Origin of the sequence: Ruegeria lacuscaerulensis (assembly GCF_013033355.1) — a bacterium.
Classification (GTDB): domain Bacteria; phylum Pseudomonadota; class Alphaproteobacteria; order Rhodobacterales; family Rhodobacteraceae; genus Ruegeria; species Ruegeria lacuscaerulensis_A.
The window spans coordinates 188729-204913 of sequence record NZ_WQDY01000001.1 but is presented as its reverse complement, the minus strand read 5'-3'; the positions used below and the strand labels follow the sequence as shown (position 1 = coordinate 204913).

The window sequence follows — 16185 nt, the reverse complement described above, 5'->3', positions numbered from 1 at the left end:
AAAAGCGTGATACAACAGGGGGTGAATATCTCTAAGTTATTGATTTTTATATATAGCCCAAAATTTGAACAGGCTTGACCCAAGCGCTTAACCCTCTTAGGTATGCGCCGGTTTACCTTGCAGGAGAGTCGCGCCATGGCCCAGAACGCCCCGTCCAAGCCCACCGCATGTCTGGCTTTGGCCGACGGAACACTGTTCTACGGGATGGGTTTCGGTGCCACAGGTCAAACCGTGGCTGAACTGTGCTTTAACACCGCTATGACCGGGTATCAGGAGATCATGACCGACCCATCTTACGCAGGTCAGGTCGTTACCTTCACCTTCCCGCATATCGGCAATGTTGGCGTGAACCCCGAGGATGACGAAACCGGCGATCCTGTCGCCGCTGGCATGGTGGTAAAATGGGATCCGACCGAACCATCGAACTGGCGTTCGGCGGAAGAGTTGAAGACATGGTTGGCGCGCCGTGGACGCATCGCAATCGGTGGCGTAGATACCCGCCGCCTGACCCGCGCAATCCGGCAGCAAGGCGCCCCTCATGTTGCGTTGGCGCATGATCCCGACGGCAATTTCGATATTGAAGCACTAGTCTCTGCTGCCCGTGGCTTTGCCGGGCTGGAAGGAATGGACCTGGCCAAAAATGTCACCTGCGCCCAAAGCTATCGTTGGGACGAAATGCGTTGGGCTTGGCCCGATGGCTACACACGGCAAGAAGCGCCTGCCCATAAGGTCGTGGCGCTGGATTTTGGTGCCAAGCGCAACATCCTGCGGTGTCTGGCCTCGGCCGGTTGTGACGTGACTGTTTTGCCCGCTACAGCCACTGCTGCCGAAGTACTGGCCCACAGTCCTGACGGTGTGTTCCTGTCCAACGGCCCAGGCGACCCGGCAGCGACGGGCGAATATGCTGTACCAATGATCAAAGAGGTTCTGGACACCACAGATCTACCAGTTTTCGGCATATGCCTGGGTCACCAGATGCTGGCCCTCGCACTGGGCGGTGAAACGGTCAAAATGAACCACGGCCACCACGGCGCAAACCACCCGGTCAAGGATTTGGAAACCGGCAAGGTCGAGATTACCTCGATGAACCACGGCTTTGCTGTTGACGCGCAAACACTGCCAGAGGGCGTGGTTGAAACGCATCGCTCGCTGTTCGACGGCTCCAACTGTGGTATCCGCATGACCAACCGGCCTGTCTACTCGGTGCAATACCACCCCGAAGCCTCGCCTGGGCCGCAGGACAGCTTTTACCTGTTCGAGCGCTTCGCCGCGGCAATGGCGGACAAAAAAGCACAGGCATAAGACTGCATTGAACAAGGTTAACCGGTTGTTAACCTTAATAGATGAACCCTGACAACGGTCAAACGTGTCAGGGTTTTTTCATGGTCGTACTGAACCGGCAGCATTTTGCGCGGGCAAGACCGATACCGCCAAAGGTCAGGAAACCCTTGGGCGCCTGCCTGTTGGATCGTGGGTTGATTACCCACAATCAGTTGGAAAAAGCGTTGCACCTTCAGACCCGGCAGAACGCTCCACTGGGCGAAATACTGGTTGGCGAAGGTTGGGTGGACAGGCAGGATGTCCTACATGCACTGGCGGAACAGTCCGGGCTGCAAATCGCGGATTTGAATCTTTTTCCCGCGGAAAGTGACGCGTGCCGCCTGAAACCCGTGGATTTCTGGCTACAGAACAATGTCGTCCCATGGAAACACGTTGGTCCGATCCTTTTGATAGCGACATCTCGGCCCGACCATTTTGATACGGTACGCGCTGCATTCAAAAACACAGATTACACCGTAATACCTGTCCTAGCGCCGGCCGAACACATTGACCGGGAAATCGCTCGTGTACATTCAAGCCACCTTGCACAAGCCGCAGAGGTTCGTGTCCCCGCTGAACAAAGCTGCCGTTCATGGACGCTAAACGCGCGGATGAGACCTGTTGTCGGCGTGATCACCATTGCGTTCCTGTTCGCAGTCTTCCCCGCTAGTGGATTAGCACTTCTAGTCACCTTAGCGACGCTCTCGCTAATCTTGTTCATGGTGCTTCGCGTCGCGGGATTGATAGCCTTTCTAACGAAACCTCAAAACGACCACGACATTGACGACAAACATACGTCAGTTGGCAAACGGCCTTGCGTATCGATCCTAGTCCCTCTGTACAAGGAGCGCGAAATCGCTAACGCTCTGATCAAACGGTTGCATCGCCTGACCTATCCCAAAGCGCTGCTGGACGTCATTCTTGTGCTAGAGGAATCCGACGAGGTCACGCGTACTGCGCTTTCCAGTGTCGACCTGCCCAGTTGGATCCGGATAGTTGAAGTCCCCGCGTTGAACGGGCTGACGACAAAGCCTCGCGCCATGAACTACGCGCTGGATTTTTGCAGAGGTGAAATCCTAGGGGTTTGGGACGCCGAAGATGCACCGCAGCCCGATCAACTTGAACGCGTCGTTTCCACATTCGCGCGCATGGACGAGGACGTAGTCTGCCTTCAGGGCGTACTGGATTATTATAATCCCAGAACAAACTGGCGCTCGCGCTGTTTTACGATCGAATACAGCAGTTGGTTCCGCGTCATATTGCCAGGGATTGCCCGTATGGGTCTGGTCGTTCCGTTGGGGGGCACAACCTTTTTCTTTCGACGCGACAAGCTGGTCGAACTGGGTGGGTGGGACGCACACAACGTCACCGAGGATGCCGACCTTGGAGTAAGGCTCAGCCGCGCTGGATACCGGACCGAGATGGTCGACACCACCACGTTTGAAGAAGCGAATTTCCGCGCCTGGCCCTGGGTCAAGCAAAGGTCGCGTTGGCTCAAGGGGTTCATGGTCACTTATCTTGTGCACATGCGCGCGCCGTTGCGCCTGCTCAAAGATCTGGGTTTAAAACGGTTTCTGGGCGTGCAGGCGTTCTTTCTGGGTACAGTCGGACAGTTTCTACTAGCCCCGGTCCTGTGGTTGTTCTGGCTGACAACCCTGGGTCAGCCCGGCCCGCTGGATCAGATCCTGTCAAACAATGTCATTTTCGGTCTTATTTGTCTTTTCGTCGCCGCCGAGATCACCAATCTGGTCGTCGGAATTCTGGCTGTAGCAGCCAAGGAAAGACGTTTTCTGCTGCCCTGGGTTCCCACCATGCCCTTGTATTTTCCGCTGGGCGTTCTGGCGGCCTACAAAGCCTTGCGGGAGTTGGTCAACAATCCTTTCTTCTGGGACAAAACACAGCACGGACAGGCAGGAGAAGACGTGAAACTGCCCTGACGCTTAGGCTTCGCGCCGAACGGCATCCTGTTTCAGACGAGTCATGAAGGCGACCGAGATATGTTCTTTCAACGCGCGTGCGGCAGCCTCTTCGTCGCGTGCAGCGATAGCCTCGACGATTGCCTTGTGTTCACTTTGGGCAATCTCTCCGCGCCCGCGAACAGCCAGCGAGGTCGTTGCCATCAACGCCATAGTGCGATGCACCAGGTCCAACTGCTGCACCAGATAGCGGTTATGCGAGGCCAAATGGATCTGCTCATGAAACCGACGGTTGGCGCGCGACAGTGCGGTGGGATCATCGACCAGCGCATCATCGGCGGCGACCATATCCTGTAGTACCCGGATTTCCTCTTCGGTCGCATGCTTGGCGGCCAGGCTTGCGGCCAGCCCTTCCAACTCGCGTCGCACCACATAAAGTTCAGCCATCTGGTTATGGTCCAGCGAAGCTACGATCAGTGAACGCCCGTCCCGTTCCAATAGCGATTGCGTCTCTAGCCGCTGCAATGCCTCACGGATGGGGGTGCGCGACACGCCAAACCGTTCGGCAAGCTCGCTTTCCACCAGCCGGTCGCCAGGCTTGTAAACGCCCACATCAATCGCTTCGAGTATCAGGCTATAGGCGTCTTTGGACGGCTGTCTGGATTGTGGCATCGGGTGGTTCATCTCCTGGTTCGAACATGTCTATCCGCCTCCGGCCCTTCGGATCAAGTGCGGCATTGAAAACCAACTCGCCACGCCCTAAACCCAACCCCATGGTCAAACCCGCCTTTTCCCACGTCACCCAATGGGTGTTCGATCTGGACAATACGCTTTACCCGCCTCACATGCGCCTGTTCGATCAGATCGAGGTGCTGATGACCGACTACGTGGTGCAGGCCATCGGCGTCGACCGGGCTGAGGCGGATCGGCTGCGGTCGCACTACTGGCGCGCATACGGCACCACGCTGGCCGGGTTGATGGCCGAGCATGATCTGGACCCCGACCCTTATCTGCACGCGGTTCATCAAGTTGACCTAAGCCATATGGACCGCGACGACGAGCTGGCTGATCACATTCGGTCCCTGCCCGGCCGCCGGATCGTCTATACCAACGGCAGCGCACCTTATGCCGAGCGCGTTTTGGCAGCGCGCGGCCTCAGCGGATTGTTCGATGCGATCTACGGGGTAGAACATGCGGGCTATCGCCCCAAACCCGAACAGGCCGCGTTCGAGGCGATTTTTGCCCAAGACGGAATCGACGCCAAGCAAGCCGCCATGTTCGAAGATGACCCACGCAATCTGGCCGCGCCGCACGCGATGGGAATGCGCACTGTCCACGTCGCGCCCGAGCCGCACAGGGCCGATCACATCCACCACCACACCGACGACCTGACGTCATTTCTGGCCCGCCTGCGATAGGCTGTCACACTGCGACCATCTGTGTATTTCGCGGGTGCAGCATCGCCCCTATATGCGCCTCAGCGACGAACAGAATCGGAGAAACCCATGAGCGCGATCGAGGCCCCTCGGCGCCTGCCCATCTGGCAGCGCCTGTTGTTTGCAATTCCCCTGTTTGGCTGGATGGCCAAGGACGTCGCCCAGAGCGACGGCGACGATTGGGGTTATACAGCCCTGGCGATCTTCAGCATGTGGGGGTGTTCCATCCTGCTATTCGGCCTGCCGGGTCTCTACATCCCTGCCGTGATGATGGTGCCGGTGATGTTCCTGATCCTCATCCTGATTTCACGCGGGTAAGACACGAGACAGGATGTCACTTGGCACCCCGCGTGGAACCGCACTAGGTTCTGCCCAAACGGAGGCCAAGCCCATGACAGATAGCTGTGACATCCTGATTTCCGGCGGCGGAATCGCCGGGTTGACCGCTGCGGCGGCTTTCGGAACAGCCGGGTTCGACGTGATCTGCGTCGACCCCACCCCTCCGGTGACGGAACGCGATGTGGATGGCTCCGACATGCGGACCACGGCCTTTCTGCAACCGGCGCACGGGCTTTTGGATCAATGCGGGCTTTGGGCGCGGCTGGACGAGCATGCAGCCCCGCTGCAGATCATGCGCATCGTGGACGCGGGCGGAGATTTGCCCGAACCTCGCGTCGTGCGTGATTTCAACGCCGCCGATATCTCCGACCAGCCCTTCGGGTGGAACCTGCCCAACTGGTTGCTGCGGCGCGAGATGGTGGCGCGTTTGGCCGAACTGCCCAACGTGGATTTCCGTCCCGGCACTGGCACGGTCAGCCTGTTCACTCGCACCAATGAGGCGCGCGTGGGCCTGAGCGACGGCAGCCGCATCCGATGCAAGCTGGTGGTCGCCGCAGACGGGCGCAGCTCCCCCATGCGCGAGGCGGCGGGGATCGGTGTCCACACCACCCGCTATGGCCAAAAGGCGCTGGCCTTTGCCGTCACGCATCCAGTCCCGCACGAAAATGTCTCGACCGAGATCCACCGCTCGGGCGGGCCGTTCACGCTAGTCCCCCTGCCCGACTGGCAGGGTCAGCCTTCGTCAGCGATTGTGTGGATGGAGCGTGGGCCGCGCGCAGTTGAATTACTGAACTCTGATCCCGACGCGTTCGAGGCGCTGATGACCGAGCGTTCGTGCGGATTGTTCGGGCAGTTGAAACTGGCTTCGCGCCGGACGATCTGGCCGATCATCAGCCAATCGGCCGAGCGTCTGTCGGGCGAACGCATCGCCCTGATGGCCGAGGCCGCCCATGTGGTGCCACCCATCGGCGCGCAAGGATTGAACATGTCACTGGGTGATCTGCGCAGCCTGTTGGATCTCGCGACAGCCCGCCCCGAGGGGCTGGGCGACGCGCAGATGCTGGACGCCTATCACAAGTCCCGCCACGCCGAGATAGAGATGCGTGTTAAAGGCATCGATCTACTTAACCGCGCCTCGATGATCGAGGCAAGACCGCTGCGTGATGCGCGGGCGATGGGGTTGAATGCGCTTTATTCCCTGCCGCCGGTGCGCAAGACGCTTATGCAGATGGGCCTGGGCGTGCGCTGATCAGCACCTAGATCACCTGATCCAGCACCCGCTTCAAACGCGCGATCGTGCCATCCACATCATAGAGCTTGTCCAGCCCGAACAAGCCCAGACGGAAAGTACTGAACCCCTCGGGCTCATCACACTGCAGGGGCACGCCCGCCGCAATCTGCATCCCCAAAGCCGCAAATTTCTTGCCGTTCTGCACTTCGGCATCGTCAGTGTAGCTGACAACAACGCCCGGCGCTCCGAACCCATCAGCCGCGACCGAGACAATGCCCTTGTCCTTCAGCATCGCCCGAACACCATTTCCTAGTGCCCACTGAGCCTCGCGCAGTTTTTCAAACCCATAGTCGCGGGTCTCGACCATCGTGTCGCGGAATTCCTTCAGCGCATCGGTGGGCATGGTGGCGTGATAGGCGTGCCCGCCCGCCTCGTACGCTTGCATGATCTGCCGCCATTTCTTCAGGTCCACGGCAAAACTGTCAGAACTTGTTTCCTCCAGTCGCGCCTCGGCGCGCTCGGACAGCATGACCAGACCCGCACAGGGCGACGCGCTCCATCCTTTTTGCGGAGCCGAGATCAATACATCCACGCCCGTCGCTTTCATATCGACCCAAGCACACCCAGAAGCGATGCAATCAAGCACCATCAAAGCACCGACCTCATGCGCCGCCTCAGCCATGGCCTTCACATAATCGTCCGGCAAAATAACCCCCGCCGAGGTTTCCACATGCGGGGCAAAAACCACATCCGGGCGTTGATCACGAATGGTCGCCACAACCTCGTCTATGGGTGCAGGTGCGAAAGGGGATGGGGTGGAATTCCCGGTTTGCCGCGCCTTGAGCACGGTGGCCGAAGCCGTCAACCCTCCGGCCTCGATGATCTGGCTCCAGCGATACGAGAACCAGCCGTTACGTACGACGACCACATTGGCGTTGCGGGCAAACTGCCGCGCGACAGCCTCCATCCCATAGGTGCCGCCGCCGGGTATGACAGCCACACCATCTGCATTGTAGACGTTCCTCAGCATGTCAGAAATATCCAGCATGACCCGTTGAAACTTAGCCGACATATGGTTCAGCGAACGATCGGTGAATACCACTGAAAACTCTTCAAACCCATCTGGGTCAACTGTGTCCAAAAGCGCTGCCATGAGTGTTCCTTTCAAATAAACCAGCTGACCAACCAGTTGGGCCAGTTCGGATCAGCGGCAATGTAACCTTCAAAATTGACCCAAGGGAACCCAGTAACTTCAACAAAAAATTTACTTTTTTGGGTGGCAATAGGTCAATAAATGACGCCAATTAGTGTCACCAGCTCTTTACACTCATACGTGTTTCTGGCCAGATACATTCACTTTACGGAAGAAAGGTATTTCCTAACGTGACGGCGCCTAAGCGGATCAGTTTTCAAGTTGTTCGGGACGAGGTGAAGCGGAGGATAGAAACCCGCATCTGGCCGCAGGGAGCGTTGCTGCCCACCGAAACGCAGCTTGCCGAGGAATTCAACTGCGCGCGCGCGACCGTCAACCGCGCGTTGCGAGAACTGGCCGATCAAGGCTTTGTGGAACGCAAGCGCAAAAGCGGAACGCGGGTTAAGAAAGAACCCAGCAAACATGCCAAACTGGAGTTTTCACTGGCCCGCCAAACGGTCGAAAGACAAAACTCCACTTACAGGTATTCGCTGGTAGAACGAAACGTGGTCGATAGCCCGGGTTGGCTGGCATCGCAAATGAGCGTGGCTCACGATGCACGCGTTCTGCACGTGATCTGTATGCATTACGCCGACAACCGTCCCTTTCAGCTAGAGGAACGCTGGATCAATATCGCCGCGGTACCAGAGGTCGAGTTTGCAGACCTGAATGAGCATGGCCCGCATGAATGGCTGTTGAAGGCCGCCCCGTTTACCGAGGCCGAGGTCGCCTTTTGCGCCGTCTCGGCGGATGGTCGCCTTGCCGAATTCATGGGGACCACGACCGGGGCGTCAATGATACAGCTTGAGCGTACGACATGGCGAGATGGCCAACCGATGACTTTTGCGCGCATGACGCATCATCCCGGCTATTGCATCCGAACCAAATACTGATCAGCCAATTGGACCCGGCAACCTTTCTTCGCTGAGCAGAACGTTGGCCTCGACATCCCCGGCGCCCGGCAGTGTCATGATCCGGCGACGCAGCACGCGTTCGAAATCGGCAAGATCGCGCGCGACAACTCGAAGGCGATAGTCGTAAAGCCCCAGCACGTGCTCGACCGTTTGCACTTCGGGGATGGCGCTGACGGCACGTTCGAAATCTTCCAAGCTGATTTGCCCTTTCCGAGCCAGCTTTACCCCAAGAAAAACCGTAACCCCGAACCCAAGGGCTTCGGCGTTCAGGCGTAGCCGACGCCCCTTGATCACACCGGCCTGCTCCAGTCGTCTAATGCGGCGCCACGTCGCTGGTTGAGAAAGACCCAGCTTTCGCCCCAGGGCTCCGGCGCTCTGACCGGCATCCTGCACCAGTGCCCGTAGGATTTTGCGGTCAAGTTCGTCCAGTTCAATCATACCGGCAACACCAGATCACTTTTGACGCGCGCTATATGCATCAGCGCTTCGATATCCGCGATGTGCGGCAGCGTCAGAATCTGTTCCCGATAGACCTGCTGGTAATGCGACATGTCCCGTGCCAGAACCGAGAGCCGTACATCGACGCGCCCCAGAAAGGTCTGTATCTCGATGACCTCTGCCACACCTCGCGCTGCCGCAGTGAATTCATCAAAGGCGCGGGATTGCGTCTTGTCCAGAGTAACCCGCAAAGACACTTCAACTGCATATCCAAGCGCGGCCCAGTCGATCACGGCCTCTTGCCCTTGAATTATCCCAGCCTCGTGCATTTTTTCCAGACGTCGCCAGCAGAGGCTGGCGCTGATCCGGCTTCGCTCGGCCAATTCCGAAGTCGCCAGACTGGGGTCCGCCTGCAAGTGACGCAGAAGACGCCGGTCAATATCGTCGAGCATGATTTTTTCCATTTTCTGACTGATTACGAATAATTTCTCATCTGAGTGTGCGAATTTCAAGAAAAATGCCATCGCATTCCCCATCGCAAGCCAGTAGAACCATCCGCAATCGAAAACAGAAAGGACCGGCGACATGCGCGTCTATTACGATCGCGATTGCGACATCAACCTGATCAAAGACAAGAAAGTGGCAATCCTGGGCTATGGCTCGCAGGGCCACGCCCACGCGCTGAACCTGCGCGACTCGGGTGCGAAGAACCTTGTTGTGGCGCTGCGCGAAGGCTCGGCCTCGGCCAAGAAAGCCGAAGCCGAAGGTCTGACCGTAATGGGTATCGCCGAAGCCGCCGCCTGGTGTGACCTGATCATGTTCACCATGCCCGATGAACTGCAGGCCGAAACCTACAAGAAATACGTGCATGACAACATCAAGCCCGGCGCGGCCATCGCGTTCGCCCACGGCCTGAACGTCCACTTTGGACTGATTGAGCCGAAGGAAGGCGTCGACGTCATCATGATGGCCCCCAAAGGGCCCGGCCACACCGTGCGCGGCGAATACGTCAAAGGCGGCGGCGTGCCCTGTCTGGTAGCCGTCGACAAAGACGAAACCGGCAAGGCGCTGGAAATCGGTCTGTCCTATTGCTCCGCCATCGGCGGCGGTCGCTCGGGCATCATCGAGACCAACTTCCGCGAGGAATGCGAAACCGACCTGTTCGGTGAGCAGGCCGTTCTGTGCGGTGGTCTGGTCGAACTGATCCGCTGCGGTTTTGAAACTCTGGTCGAAGCCGGTTACGCGCCTGAGATGGCCTATTTCGAGTGTCTGCACGAAGTGAAGCTGATCGTGGACCTGATCTATGAAGGCGGCATCGCGAACATGGATTACTCGATCTCGAACACGGCTGAGTACGGCCAGTACGTCACCGGCCCGCGTATCCTGAAATACGACGAGACCAAAGCGCGTATGAAAGAAGTTCTGAACGACATCCAACAGGGTAAATTCGTTCGCGACTTCATGCTGGAAAACGCCGTAGGCCAGCCGACCATCAAAGCGTCGCGCCGCGCCAATGACGAGCATATGATCGAGGAAACCGGTGCAAAACTGCGCGCTATGATGCCCTGGATCTCGGCCGGCAAAATGGTCGACAAAGAAAAGAACTGATCCCCACGGGATCACGCGAAAGGGCGGCCTTCGGGTCGCCTTTTTTGTCCCAATCGGAGGCCGCGCATGGTCGATCAACCCACATCCCGCGACTGGAGCGGCGTCATCGCACTTGGCCTGATATGGGGTGGCACCTTCATGGTCGTGTCTATGGCGTTGGAAGGGTACGGCCCCGTCACGGTTGCAACCGCGCGAACCACTTTGGGGGCAGTCACTTTGTTGGCAATGATGGCTTTGACCGGTCGCAAACTGCCTGCGGGCGATGCCAGGCTGTGGTTCTTTATTGCGATCATCGGCCTGTTATCGACCGCGTTGCCCTTTCTGCTGCTGAGTTGGGGGCAGCAATATGTACCTTCGGCCTTTGCAGGGCTGTCGATGGCAGCGATCCCGCTAATGGTATTGCCACTGGCGCATTTCTTCTCGGACGAGCCGTTAAATCTGCGCAGATTTCTGGGCGTATCGCTGGGTTTTTCCGGGGCTTTGGTGCTGATCGGCCCAGGTCTGGCGCAGATCGGACAAGGGGCCGAACCCCTAGCGCAACTGGCCTGTATCGGGGCAGCACTCTGCTATTCCTGCGCGTCGATCTTCACCCGACGTTGTCCACCGATTGATCCGGTCGCGTTGGCGGCGTTGTCGCTGATGGTCGGGGCGGTTTTATTGTTGCCCGTCATGCTACTGACCGAGGGCGTCCCGCAATGGCAGGGCACGCGCCCTGGCCTGGCAATCATCGCACTTGGTCTGCTACCCACCGCCTTTGCCACCCTTTTACGCGTGTCCATCATCCGCAGCGCGGGGTCAGTGTTCCTGACGCTGGTCAACTATCAGGTGCCCATTTGGTCGATGGTCTTTGGTGCGTGGATTCTGTCCGAGGCGTTGCCACTGAGATTCTTCATAGCGCTGGCCATGATCCTCACCGGGTTGGCCATCAGCCAATGGTTCAGCCTGCGCCGGATGCTGATCGGGCGTTAACCAGCCACAGCCTCGACCTCGGCCACGATGCCGTCGACGACCTGCGCCAGAAGCGCGTCATCCTCGCACTCGGCCATCACACGGATCAAGGGTTCCGTCCCCGATTTACGGATCAGCAAACGGCCCTGTCCGTTGAGCCGCGCCTCGGCATCAGCAATGGCAGCCTGCACGCTGGCGACTTCCAGCGGAGTTTGACCTTCACCATAGCGCACATTCTTCAGCAGCTGCGGAACCGTCTCGAACTGTACGGCCAATTCAGAAGCTTTACGGCCCGAATGCACCATCTCGGCCAGGAAATGCAGCCCGGCCATCAGCCCGTCGCCCGTGGTGGCATAGTCGCTCATGACGATGTGGCCCGATTGTTCTCCGCCCAAGTTGAAGCCGCCTTCACGCATCCTCTCAACAACATAGCGGTCGCCGACCGCCGTTCGTTCAAGGCGCAGACCCAACGCGGTCAAGTGCCGTTCCAGCCCCAGATTCGACATAACCGTCGCAACCAGCGCTCCGCCCTGCAAGCGTCCCGCCTTTGCCCAACTGCCAGCAAGCAGCGCCATCAACTGGTCGCCGTCGGCCACCTTGCCATGTTCGTCAACCATCACCACACGGTCCGCGTCGCCGTCCAGACAGATGCCGACATCCGCGCCATGGGCCACCACAGTCTCGGCCGCCAACTGGGGTTTGGTCGAGCCGCAATTCAAGTTGATGTTCTTTCCGTTTGGCGCAATCCCGACAGGGATGACGTCTGCCCCCAATTCCCATAACACTTCGGGGGCTGTTCGGTGTGCCGCACCATTGGCGCAATCGACCACCACTTTGAGGCCGTCCAGCCGCAGATCGCGGGACAGAGAGGACTTTACCCGCTCGCCATATCGAAAGCGGGCATCATCAACGCGGCGCGCACGACCAATGTTCTGGGCTTGCGCAGGTTTGACACCTTCTTCAATCAGACGCTCGATCTCAATCTCGGCCTGATCCGATAGCTTGAACCCATCGGGGCCAAAAAACTTGATCCCGTTGTCTTCGGCCGGGTTGTGGCTGGCCGAGATCATCACGCCCAGATCCGCCCGCATCGACCGGGTCATCAACCCGACCGCAGGGGTCGGAACCGGCCCAAGCAGCAAAACGTTCATACCGGTCGAAGTCAGCCCCGCCGTTAGCGCGTTTTCCAGCATATAGCCTGACAGACGCGTGTCCTTGCCGATCACGACGCGATGTGCGCCAGACTGGTCACGACGGAAATACCGACCTACGGCTGCGCCAATGCGCAGGGCCATTTCGGCCGTGATCGGATGAGTATTGGCAGTGCCCCGCACCCCATCGGTTCCGAACAGCTTGCGCATTGATATGTCTCCGTCGTTTCTTGCCTGCGACCGGATTACCGGACGGCAGCCCACAGACGCAAGGCCTGAGCGGTCTCAGCCACGTCGTGAACCCGCAGGATCTGCACCCCTTGTGCCAGACCGGCCAACCCGACTGCAATCGAACCCGGCGCACGGGCGTCCTTGCGCGTCTCTTTGCCGATCTGTCCGATGAACCCCTTGCGCGATACGCCCAGTAGTATCGGACAGCCCAACCCGTGAAACAGGCTGAGATTGCGCAGCAGCGTCAGGTTATGGGCCTCAGTCTTACCAAAACCAATGCCGGGATCGACAATGATTTGGTCTCGACGCAGCCCGAGGACTTCGAGGTTCTGTACCTGCTGGCCCAAAAAATCATACACGTCCAGCAGCACGTCATCATAGCGTGGTTCATCCTGCATCGTGGCGGGATCGCCCTGCATATGCATGACACAGACCGGCGCGCCAACCCGCGCACAAAACGGGGCCAGATCTGGATCGAAGGTAAAGCCCGAGACATCGTTGATCAGCCCCGCGCCTGCCCGCCACGCCGCTTTGGCAACGCTCGCTTTGCGCGTGTCTATCGAGATCAGTGCCTGCGTTTGTTCTCGGATCGCTTGGATCAGAGGCTCCGTCCGGGCGATCTCTTCATCTTCCGGGACGAAAGCAGCCCCGGGCCGGGTAGATTCGCCACCAATGTCCAGGATCGTCGCATCCTGCGCGACCATCTGTTCGGCCGCACGGCGTGCAGACTGGACTGAGTTATGCATCCCACCGTCCGAGAAACTGTCCGGAGTGGCATTGAGGATACCCATGATCTGAGCCCGATTCATGTCCAACCCCGCTATCGGCGCGCGAGGATGGGACAGAGGTTCCAGGATATCGTCGGGTATGTCCTGTGCCGCGACAATGGAAGAGCATTCCGAGCGACTCAGCCGTTCCGCATGGGTAAACCAAAGCGCTTGCCCCGCCAAAGACACGGCGCCATCGGGACGCCGCGCGCCGTTCTGGACCAGCGGACGGTAATAGGTTGTCACAGTTGCGCCTGCTCCACAGAGATTGCTCGCAGTGGTGTTTCAGGATCGCCCGGCAACGCACCACCGATGACCAACATCTCACTGGCTTCGAACGTCGCTGCAAACCAAGCCGCCAGCGCCACGGCGTCCGATGGCGCAGCCGAAGGGCCGTCAACCGCATCCAGAACAATCTTGGACGGCGCCCAGACGCAAATCTGCCCGTTTTTCATTGCCCAATCCAATTCCGTCCGCGTCGAGACGACGACGCAGCGGTGATCCCGTGCAGCCAGAACCCAGGCGTTTTGCTCGATCGCCAGCAAGTCAATCCGGCGTTGAGTCATCGCATGTCCCGTTTGCGGAACAGCCATGTCAGCTGCACCCACACACAGGATCAGCGGGCGCTGACGATTTTCCAACTGATCGATCCATCCAGTCAGGTTGCCCGACGCAATCGCCTCATTCGATAGAAAGACCAGACGGGGATGCGGGCGTTCTTCTTCGACCACATCATGGTGCACTGCGTCCTTGCCGCGCACAATCTCGACCCCCAAAGCACCGGGACCCCGATCCAGTTTTTCGATGCGAACAAAAGCCCTTACAGCCTGTGGCTCTAGCAAAATACGTTCTGCCACCCGGTCGGCCAGTGTTTCCAGAAGGTTCAACCTTTCAGCAGCCAGTTCAAAGGCGATCGCCTCGGTCACACGATCGTAAGACAAGATGCGGTCAACATCATCGTCAATCGGGTCTGTCAGTGGCCGCACCTCAACCACAATGTTAAAACAAACTCGCTGCGTTGTGCCGCGTTCAGCCTGAAAGGCACCGATCTCGACCTCGACAATATGATCCCGCAACGAAATGCGATCCAAGGGACCTCGGGTCGCGGTAGCCTCGGAACGCTCCGAAGGATGCGCGAAGGCAAGGCGGATTTCAGAACTCATAGGTCGGACCTTTTCGGGCTTTGGGACTGATCTGCCCAAATTAGACGTTGCGGGCGCGTATAGCACCGCAACAAACGCCTTTCCAGCCATCGAATGCGTCGTCAGGTCACGCGGAACCAACTCATCATACCCGACGCGGCATGACCCAGCATGTGACAATGCAACAGCCAGCTGCCCGGATTGTCTGCAACCAGAACAACCTGGCGCGATTGCCCGCGCCCCAAAAGAACCGTATCGCGCCACGGACCAAGGCTGCCATCCGACAGAACGATGCGAAAGTGATGACCGTGCATGTGCATAGCATGAGGAAAGGCTGTTTCGTTGGCAAATTCAATCCGATGCGTTTCGCCCAATCGCGCGTCCAAAAACGGATCCTTTGGGCGCTCGGCATACCCGTTCAGTGCCCAGAAACGACCCAGCTGCGCCAGTTCTTGCCCTGACAACTCGGTCTCGCCCAGTTTGGCTGAACTTAACCAACGCATCGCGCCGCCTTGCATCGACATCCTATGCAAAGGCGTATCCTCGACAGAGATTTCAGGCAGCGGATTGGGTGGTAGCGCCGCGATACCGGTTCGCACCGCCCGGCCTGGGCCAGATACATCAAAACGCACAAGGCCAAAGCCCCCGTCCCGCTCAAAACTCACAAGGCTGGCGGCCTCGGACGCGGAGGCACGCACGTCCACGATCATGTCCGCCCGTTGCGCCGGACCCAGTGGGAAACGATCGGTTATCTCCAGCGGAGTTTCCAGCGGCATCCCGTCTAGCGCCACGATCCAACCGGTCAGCCCATCTATGCCCAGATCAAATATTCGGGCGTTGGATGCATTGATCAGGCGCAGGCGCAGACGCTCGGAAGCTCTGACTTCATACGAAGGGTCGAACTGACCGTTGACCGTAACGATATTGCCCAATCGTCCGGCATGGCTGAGATCGTGCCCGTTGTCGAAATCATTGGTGATCTGGGCTGTTTCAGCGTCCAGCCGCCAGTCATCCAACATCAGCGTCAGATCACGATCCACGTCGGGTTTATCGGATTCCTCGATGATCAGCGGGCCATAAAGTCCACGCGCCACCTGCTCGATTGTGCGGTTATGGGAATGATACCAATACGTCCCGGCGTCAGGCACGGCGAAATCGTAGTCGAACGTGGATCCGGGCTCGATGACGTCCTGCGTCAGGCCCGGCACACCGTCCATCGCGTTGTCAATCCGAATGCCGTGCCAGTGAACCGACGTGGCCTGAGGCAGAGCATTAGAAAGCTGGCGCTGCACACGCCCACCCTGCGGCACACGGATTTCTGTACCCGGTACAGTCCCGCCAAAGCTCCAAACCGGTGTTTCCGGAAACTCGGACGGCGCGATCTGCTGCACGGCTTCGCGTGCCACAAGTTGAGGATACGCGGCCAGACCCACTTTGGGAAACGCAGATAGCGCGGCAGACGCGCCCAGGAATTGTCGACGATTCAAAAACATTGCGTGCCTCCTGGCACGCAACATAGATCAAAAAACGCCCCGCGCCATTCAGCTTCCAG

16 protein-coding genes are annotated in these 16185 nt (G+C 58.6%); 8 read left to right on the top strand and 8 right to left on the bottom strand.

Translation table 11 applies throughout. The annotated features are described in order from the left end of the window. Positions 1-135 precede the first annotated feature (135 nt). Both carA and GOW48_RS00995 read left to right on the top strand, forming a co-directional pair. On the top strand, positions 136-1302 hold the full coding sequence (gene carA / locus GOW48_RS01000) for a glutamine-hydrolyzing carbamoyl-phosphate synthase small subunit (RefSeq protein WP_170750665.1): 1167 nt from the start codon (positions 136-138) through the stop codon (positions 1300-1302). Positions 1303-1382: 80 nt separating this feature from the next. Continuing rightward, positions 1383-3257 (top strand): glycosyltransferase, encoded by a 1875-nt coding sequence (locus tag GOW48_RS00995; RefSeq protein ID WP_170750663.1) that lies wholly within the window; start codon positions 1383-1385, stop codon positions 3255-3257. Between the two features lie 3 nt (positions 3258-3260). On the opposite strand, the gene GOW48_RS00990 is transcribed toward GOW48_RS00995, so the two are convergent. After that, positions 3261-3908: a GntR family transcriptional regulator gene (locus GOW48_RS00990; protein ID WP_170352816.1), complete on the bottom strand. Its 648-nt coding sequence runs from the start codon at positions 3906-3908 to the stop codon at positions 3261-3263. Positions 3909-4009: 101 nt separating this feature from the next. Between GOW48_RS00990 and GOW48_RS00985 the strand changes: the two genes are divergently transcribed. The 3 genes from GOW48_RS00985 (at position 4010) to GOW48_RS00975 (ending at position 6260) form a co-directional block, all read left to right on the top strand. Further along, positions 4010-4654 carry a pyrimidine 5'-nucleotidase gene (locus tag GOW48_RS00985; protein WP_170750661.1) on the top strand — a complete coding sequence of 215 codons (645 nt, stop codon included), beginning with the start codon at positions 4010-4012 and terminating at the stop codon, positions 4652-4654. A gap of 87 nt (positions 4655-4741) precedes the next feature. Further along, entirely contained in the window at positions 4742-4990 is a 249-nt protein-coding gene (locus GOW48_RS00980; RefSeq protein WP_170352814.1) for a hypothetical protein, read from the top strand. A gap of 73 nt (positions 4991-5063) precedes the next feature. Continuing rightward, positions 5064-6260 carry a UbiH/UbiF family hydroxylase gene (locus GOW48_RS00975; protein WP_170750659.1) on the top strand — a complete coding sequence of 399 codons (1197 nt, stop codon included), beginning with the start codon at positions 5064-5066 and terminating at the stop codon, positions 6258-6260. A gap of 7 nt (positions 6261-6267) precedes the next feature. Here GOW48_RS00975 and GOW48_RS00970 read toward each other — a convergent pair whose 3' ends face one another. Further along, positions 6268-7395 carry an aminotransferase class V-fold PLP-dependent enzyme gene (locus tag GOW48_RS00970; RefSeq protein ID WP_170750657.1) on the bottom strand — a complete coding sequence of 376 codons (1128 nt, stop codon included), beginning with the start codon at positions 7393-7395 and terminating at the stop codon, positions 6268-6270. A 230-nt stretch (positions 7396-7625) separates the two neighbouring features. On the opposite strand from GOW48_RS00970, the gene GOW48_RS00965 reads away from it, so the two are divergent. Further along, positions 7626-8327 (top strand): GntR family transcriptional regulator, encoded by a 702-nt coding sequence (locus GOW48_RS00965; RefSeq protein WP_170352811.1) that lies wholly within the window; start codon positions 7626-7628, stop codon positions 8325-8327. Here GOW48_RS00965 and GOW48_RS00960 read toward each other — a convergent pair whose 3' ends face one another. Next, positions 8328-8786: an Lrp/AsnC family transcriptional regulator gene (locus GOW48_RS00960; RefSeq protein WP_170352810.1), complete on the bottom strand. Its 459-nt coding sequence runs from the start codon at positions 8784-8786 to the stop codon at positions 8328-8330. Beyond that, positions 8783-9238 carry an Lrp/AsnC family transcriptional regulator gene (locus tag GOW48_RS00955; RefSeq protein ID WP_170352809.1) on the bottom strand — a complete coding sequence of 152 codons (456 nt, stop codon included), beginning with the start codon at positions 9236-9238 and terminating at the stop codon, positions 8783-8785. The genes GOW48_RS00960 and GOW48_RS00955 overlap by 4 nt, the downstream gene beginning before the upstream one ends. A 133-nt stretch (positions 9239-9371) precedes the next feature. On the opposite strand from GOW48_RS00955, the gene ilvC reads away from it, so the two are divergent. Further along, entirely contained in the window at positions 9372-10394 is a 1023-nt protein-coding gene (ilvC, locus tag GOW48_RS00950) for a ketol-acid reductoisomerase (protein WP_170352808.1), read from the top strand. 66 nt (positions 10395-10460) lie between these two features. Next, positions 10461-11363, top strand: a complete 903-nt coding sequence (locus tag GOW48_RS00945) for a DMT family transporter (RefSeq protein ID WP_170750655.1) — start codon at positions 10461-10463, stop codon at positions 11361-11363. Here GOW48_RS00945 and glmM read toward each other — a convergent pair. The 4 genes from glmM to GOW48_RS00925 all read right to left on the bottom strand — a co-directional run bounded on the left by glmM (position 11360) and on the right by GOW48_RS00925 (position 16126). Next, positions 11360-12703 carry a phosphoglucosamine mutase gene (gene glmM / locus GOW48_RS00940; protein ID WP_170750653.1) on the bottom strand — a complete coding sequence of 448 codons (1344 nt, stop codon included), beginning with the start codon at positions 12701-12703 and terminating at the stop codon, positions 11360-11362. The genes GOW48_RS00945 and glmM overlap by 4 nt on opposite strands. Positions 12704-12738: 35 nt before the next feature. Further along, positions 12739-13737 (bottom strand): dihydropteroate synthase, encoded by a 999-nt coding sequence (folP, locus tag GOW48_RS00935; RefSeq protein ID WP_170750651.1) that lies wholly within the window; start codon positions 13735-13737, stop codon positions 12739-12741. Beyond that, the gene (locus GOW48_RS00930; protein ID WP_170750649.1) at positions 13734-14654 is read right to left on the bottom strand and encodes a dihydroneopterin aldolase; all 921 of its coding nucleotides are present in this window, start codon (positions 14652-14654) and stop codon (positions 13734-13736) included. Before GOW48_RS00930 ends, folP begins: the two co-directional genes overlap by 4 nt. Before the next feature lie 101 nt (positions 14655-14755). Beyond that, complete coding sequence (locus GOW48_RS00925) at positions 14756-16126, bottom strand: multicopper oxidase family protein (RefSeq protein ID WP_170750647.1); 1371 nt, start codon at positions 16124-16126, stop codon at positions 14756-14758. Positions 16127-16185 lie beyond the last annotated feature (59 nt).

What these genes read in the sequence shown, in the direction of transcription:
- GOW48_RS00925 (WP_170750647.1), bottom strand. Translation starts at nt 16,126, where the DNA reads ATGTTTTTGAATCGTCGACAATTCCTGGGCGCGTCTGCCGCGCTATCT.
- ilvC (WP_170352808.1), top strand. Translation starts at nt 9,372, where the DNA reads ATGCGCGTCTATTACGATCGCGATTGCGACATCAACCTGATCAAAGAC.
- GOW48_RS00945 (WP_170750655.1), top strand. Translation starts at nt 10,461, where the DNA reads ATGGTCGATCAACCCACATCCCGCGACTGGAGCGGCGTCATCGCACTT.
- GOW48_RS00995 (WP_170750663.1), top strand. Translation starts at nt 1,383, where the DNA reads ATGGTCGTACTGAACCGGCAGCATTTTGCGCGGGCAAGACCGATACCG.
- GOW48_RS00975 (WP_170750659.1), top strand. Translation starts at nt 5,064, where the DNA reads ATGACAGATAGCTGTGACATCCTGATTTCCGGCGGCGGAATCGCCGGG.
- GOW48_RS00980 (WP_170352814.1), top strand. Translation starts at nt 4,742, where the DNA reads ATGAGCGCGATCGAGGCCCCTCGGCGCCTGCCCATCTGGCAGCGCCTG.
- GOW48_RS00985 (WP_170750661.1), top strand. Translation starts at nt 4,010, where the DNA reads ATGGTCAAACCCGCCTTTTCCCACGTCACCCAATGGGTGTTCGATCTG.
- GOW48_RS00955 (WP_170352809.1), bottom strand. Translation starts at nt 9,238, where the DNA reads ATGCTCGACGATATTGACCGGCGTCTTCTGCGTCACTTGCAGGCGGAC.
- glmM (WP_170750653.1), bottom strand. Translation starts at nt 12,703, where the DNA reads ATGCGCAAGCTGTTCGGAACCGATGGGGTGCGGGGCACTGCCAATACT.
- GOW48_RS00960 (WP_170352810.1), bottom strand. Translation starts at nt 8,786, where the DNA reads ATGATTGAACTGGACGAACTTGACCGCAAAATCCTACGGGCACTGGTG.
- carA (WP_170750665.1), top strand. Translation starts at nt 136, where the DNA reads ATGGCCCAGAACGCCCCGTCCAAGCCCACCGCATGTCTGGCTTTGGCC.
- GOW48_RS00990 (WP_170352816.1), bottom strand. Translation starts at nt 3,908, where the DNA reads ATGCCACAATCCAGACAGCCGTCCAAAGACGCCTATAGCCTGATACTC.
- GOW48_RS00930 (WP_170750649.1), bottom strand. Translation starts at nt 14,654, where the DNA reads ATGAGTTCTGAAATCCGCCTTGCCTTCGCGCATCCTTCGGAGCGTTCC.
- GOW48_RS00970 (WP_170750657.1), bottom strand. Translation starts at nt 7,395, where the DNA reads ATGGCAGCGCTTTTGGACACAGTTGACCCAGATGGGTTTGAAGAGTTT.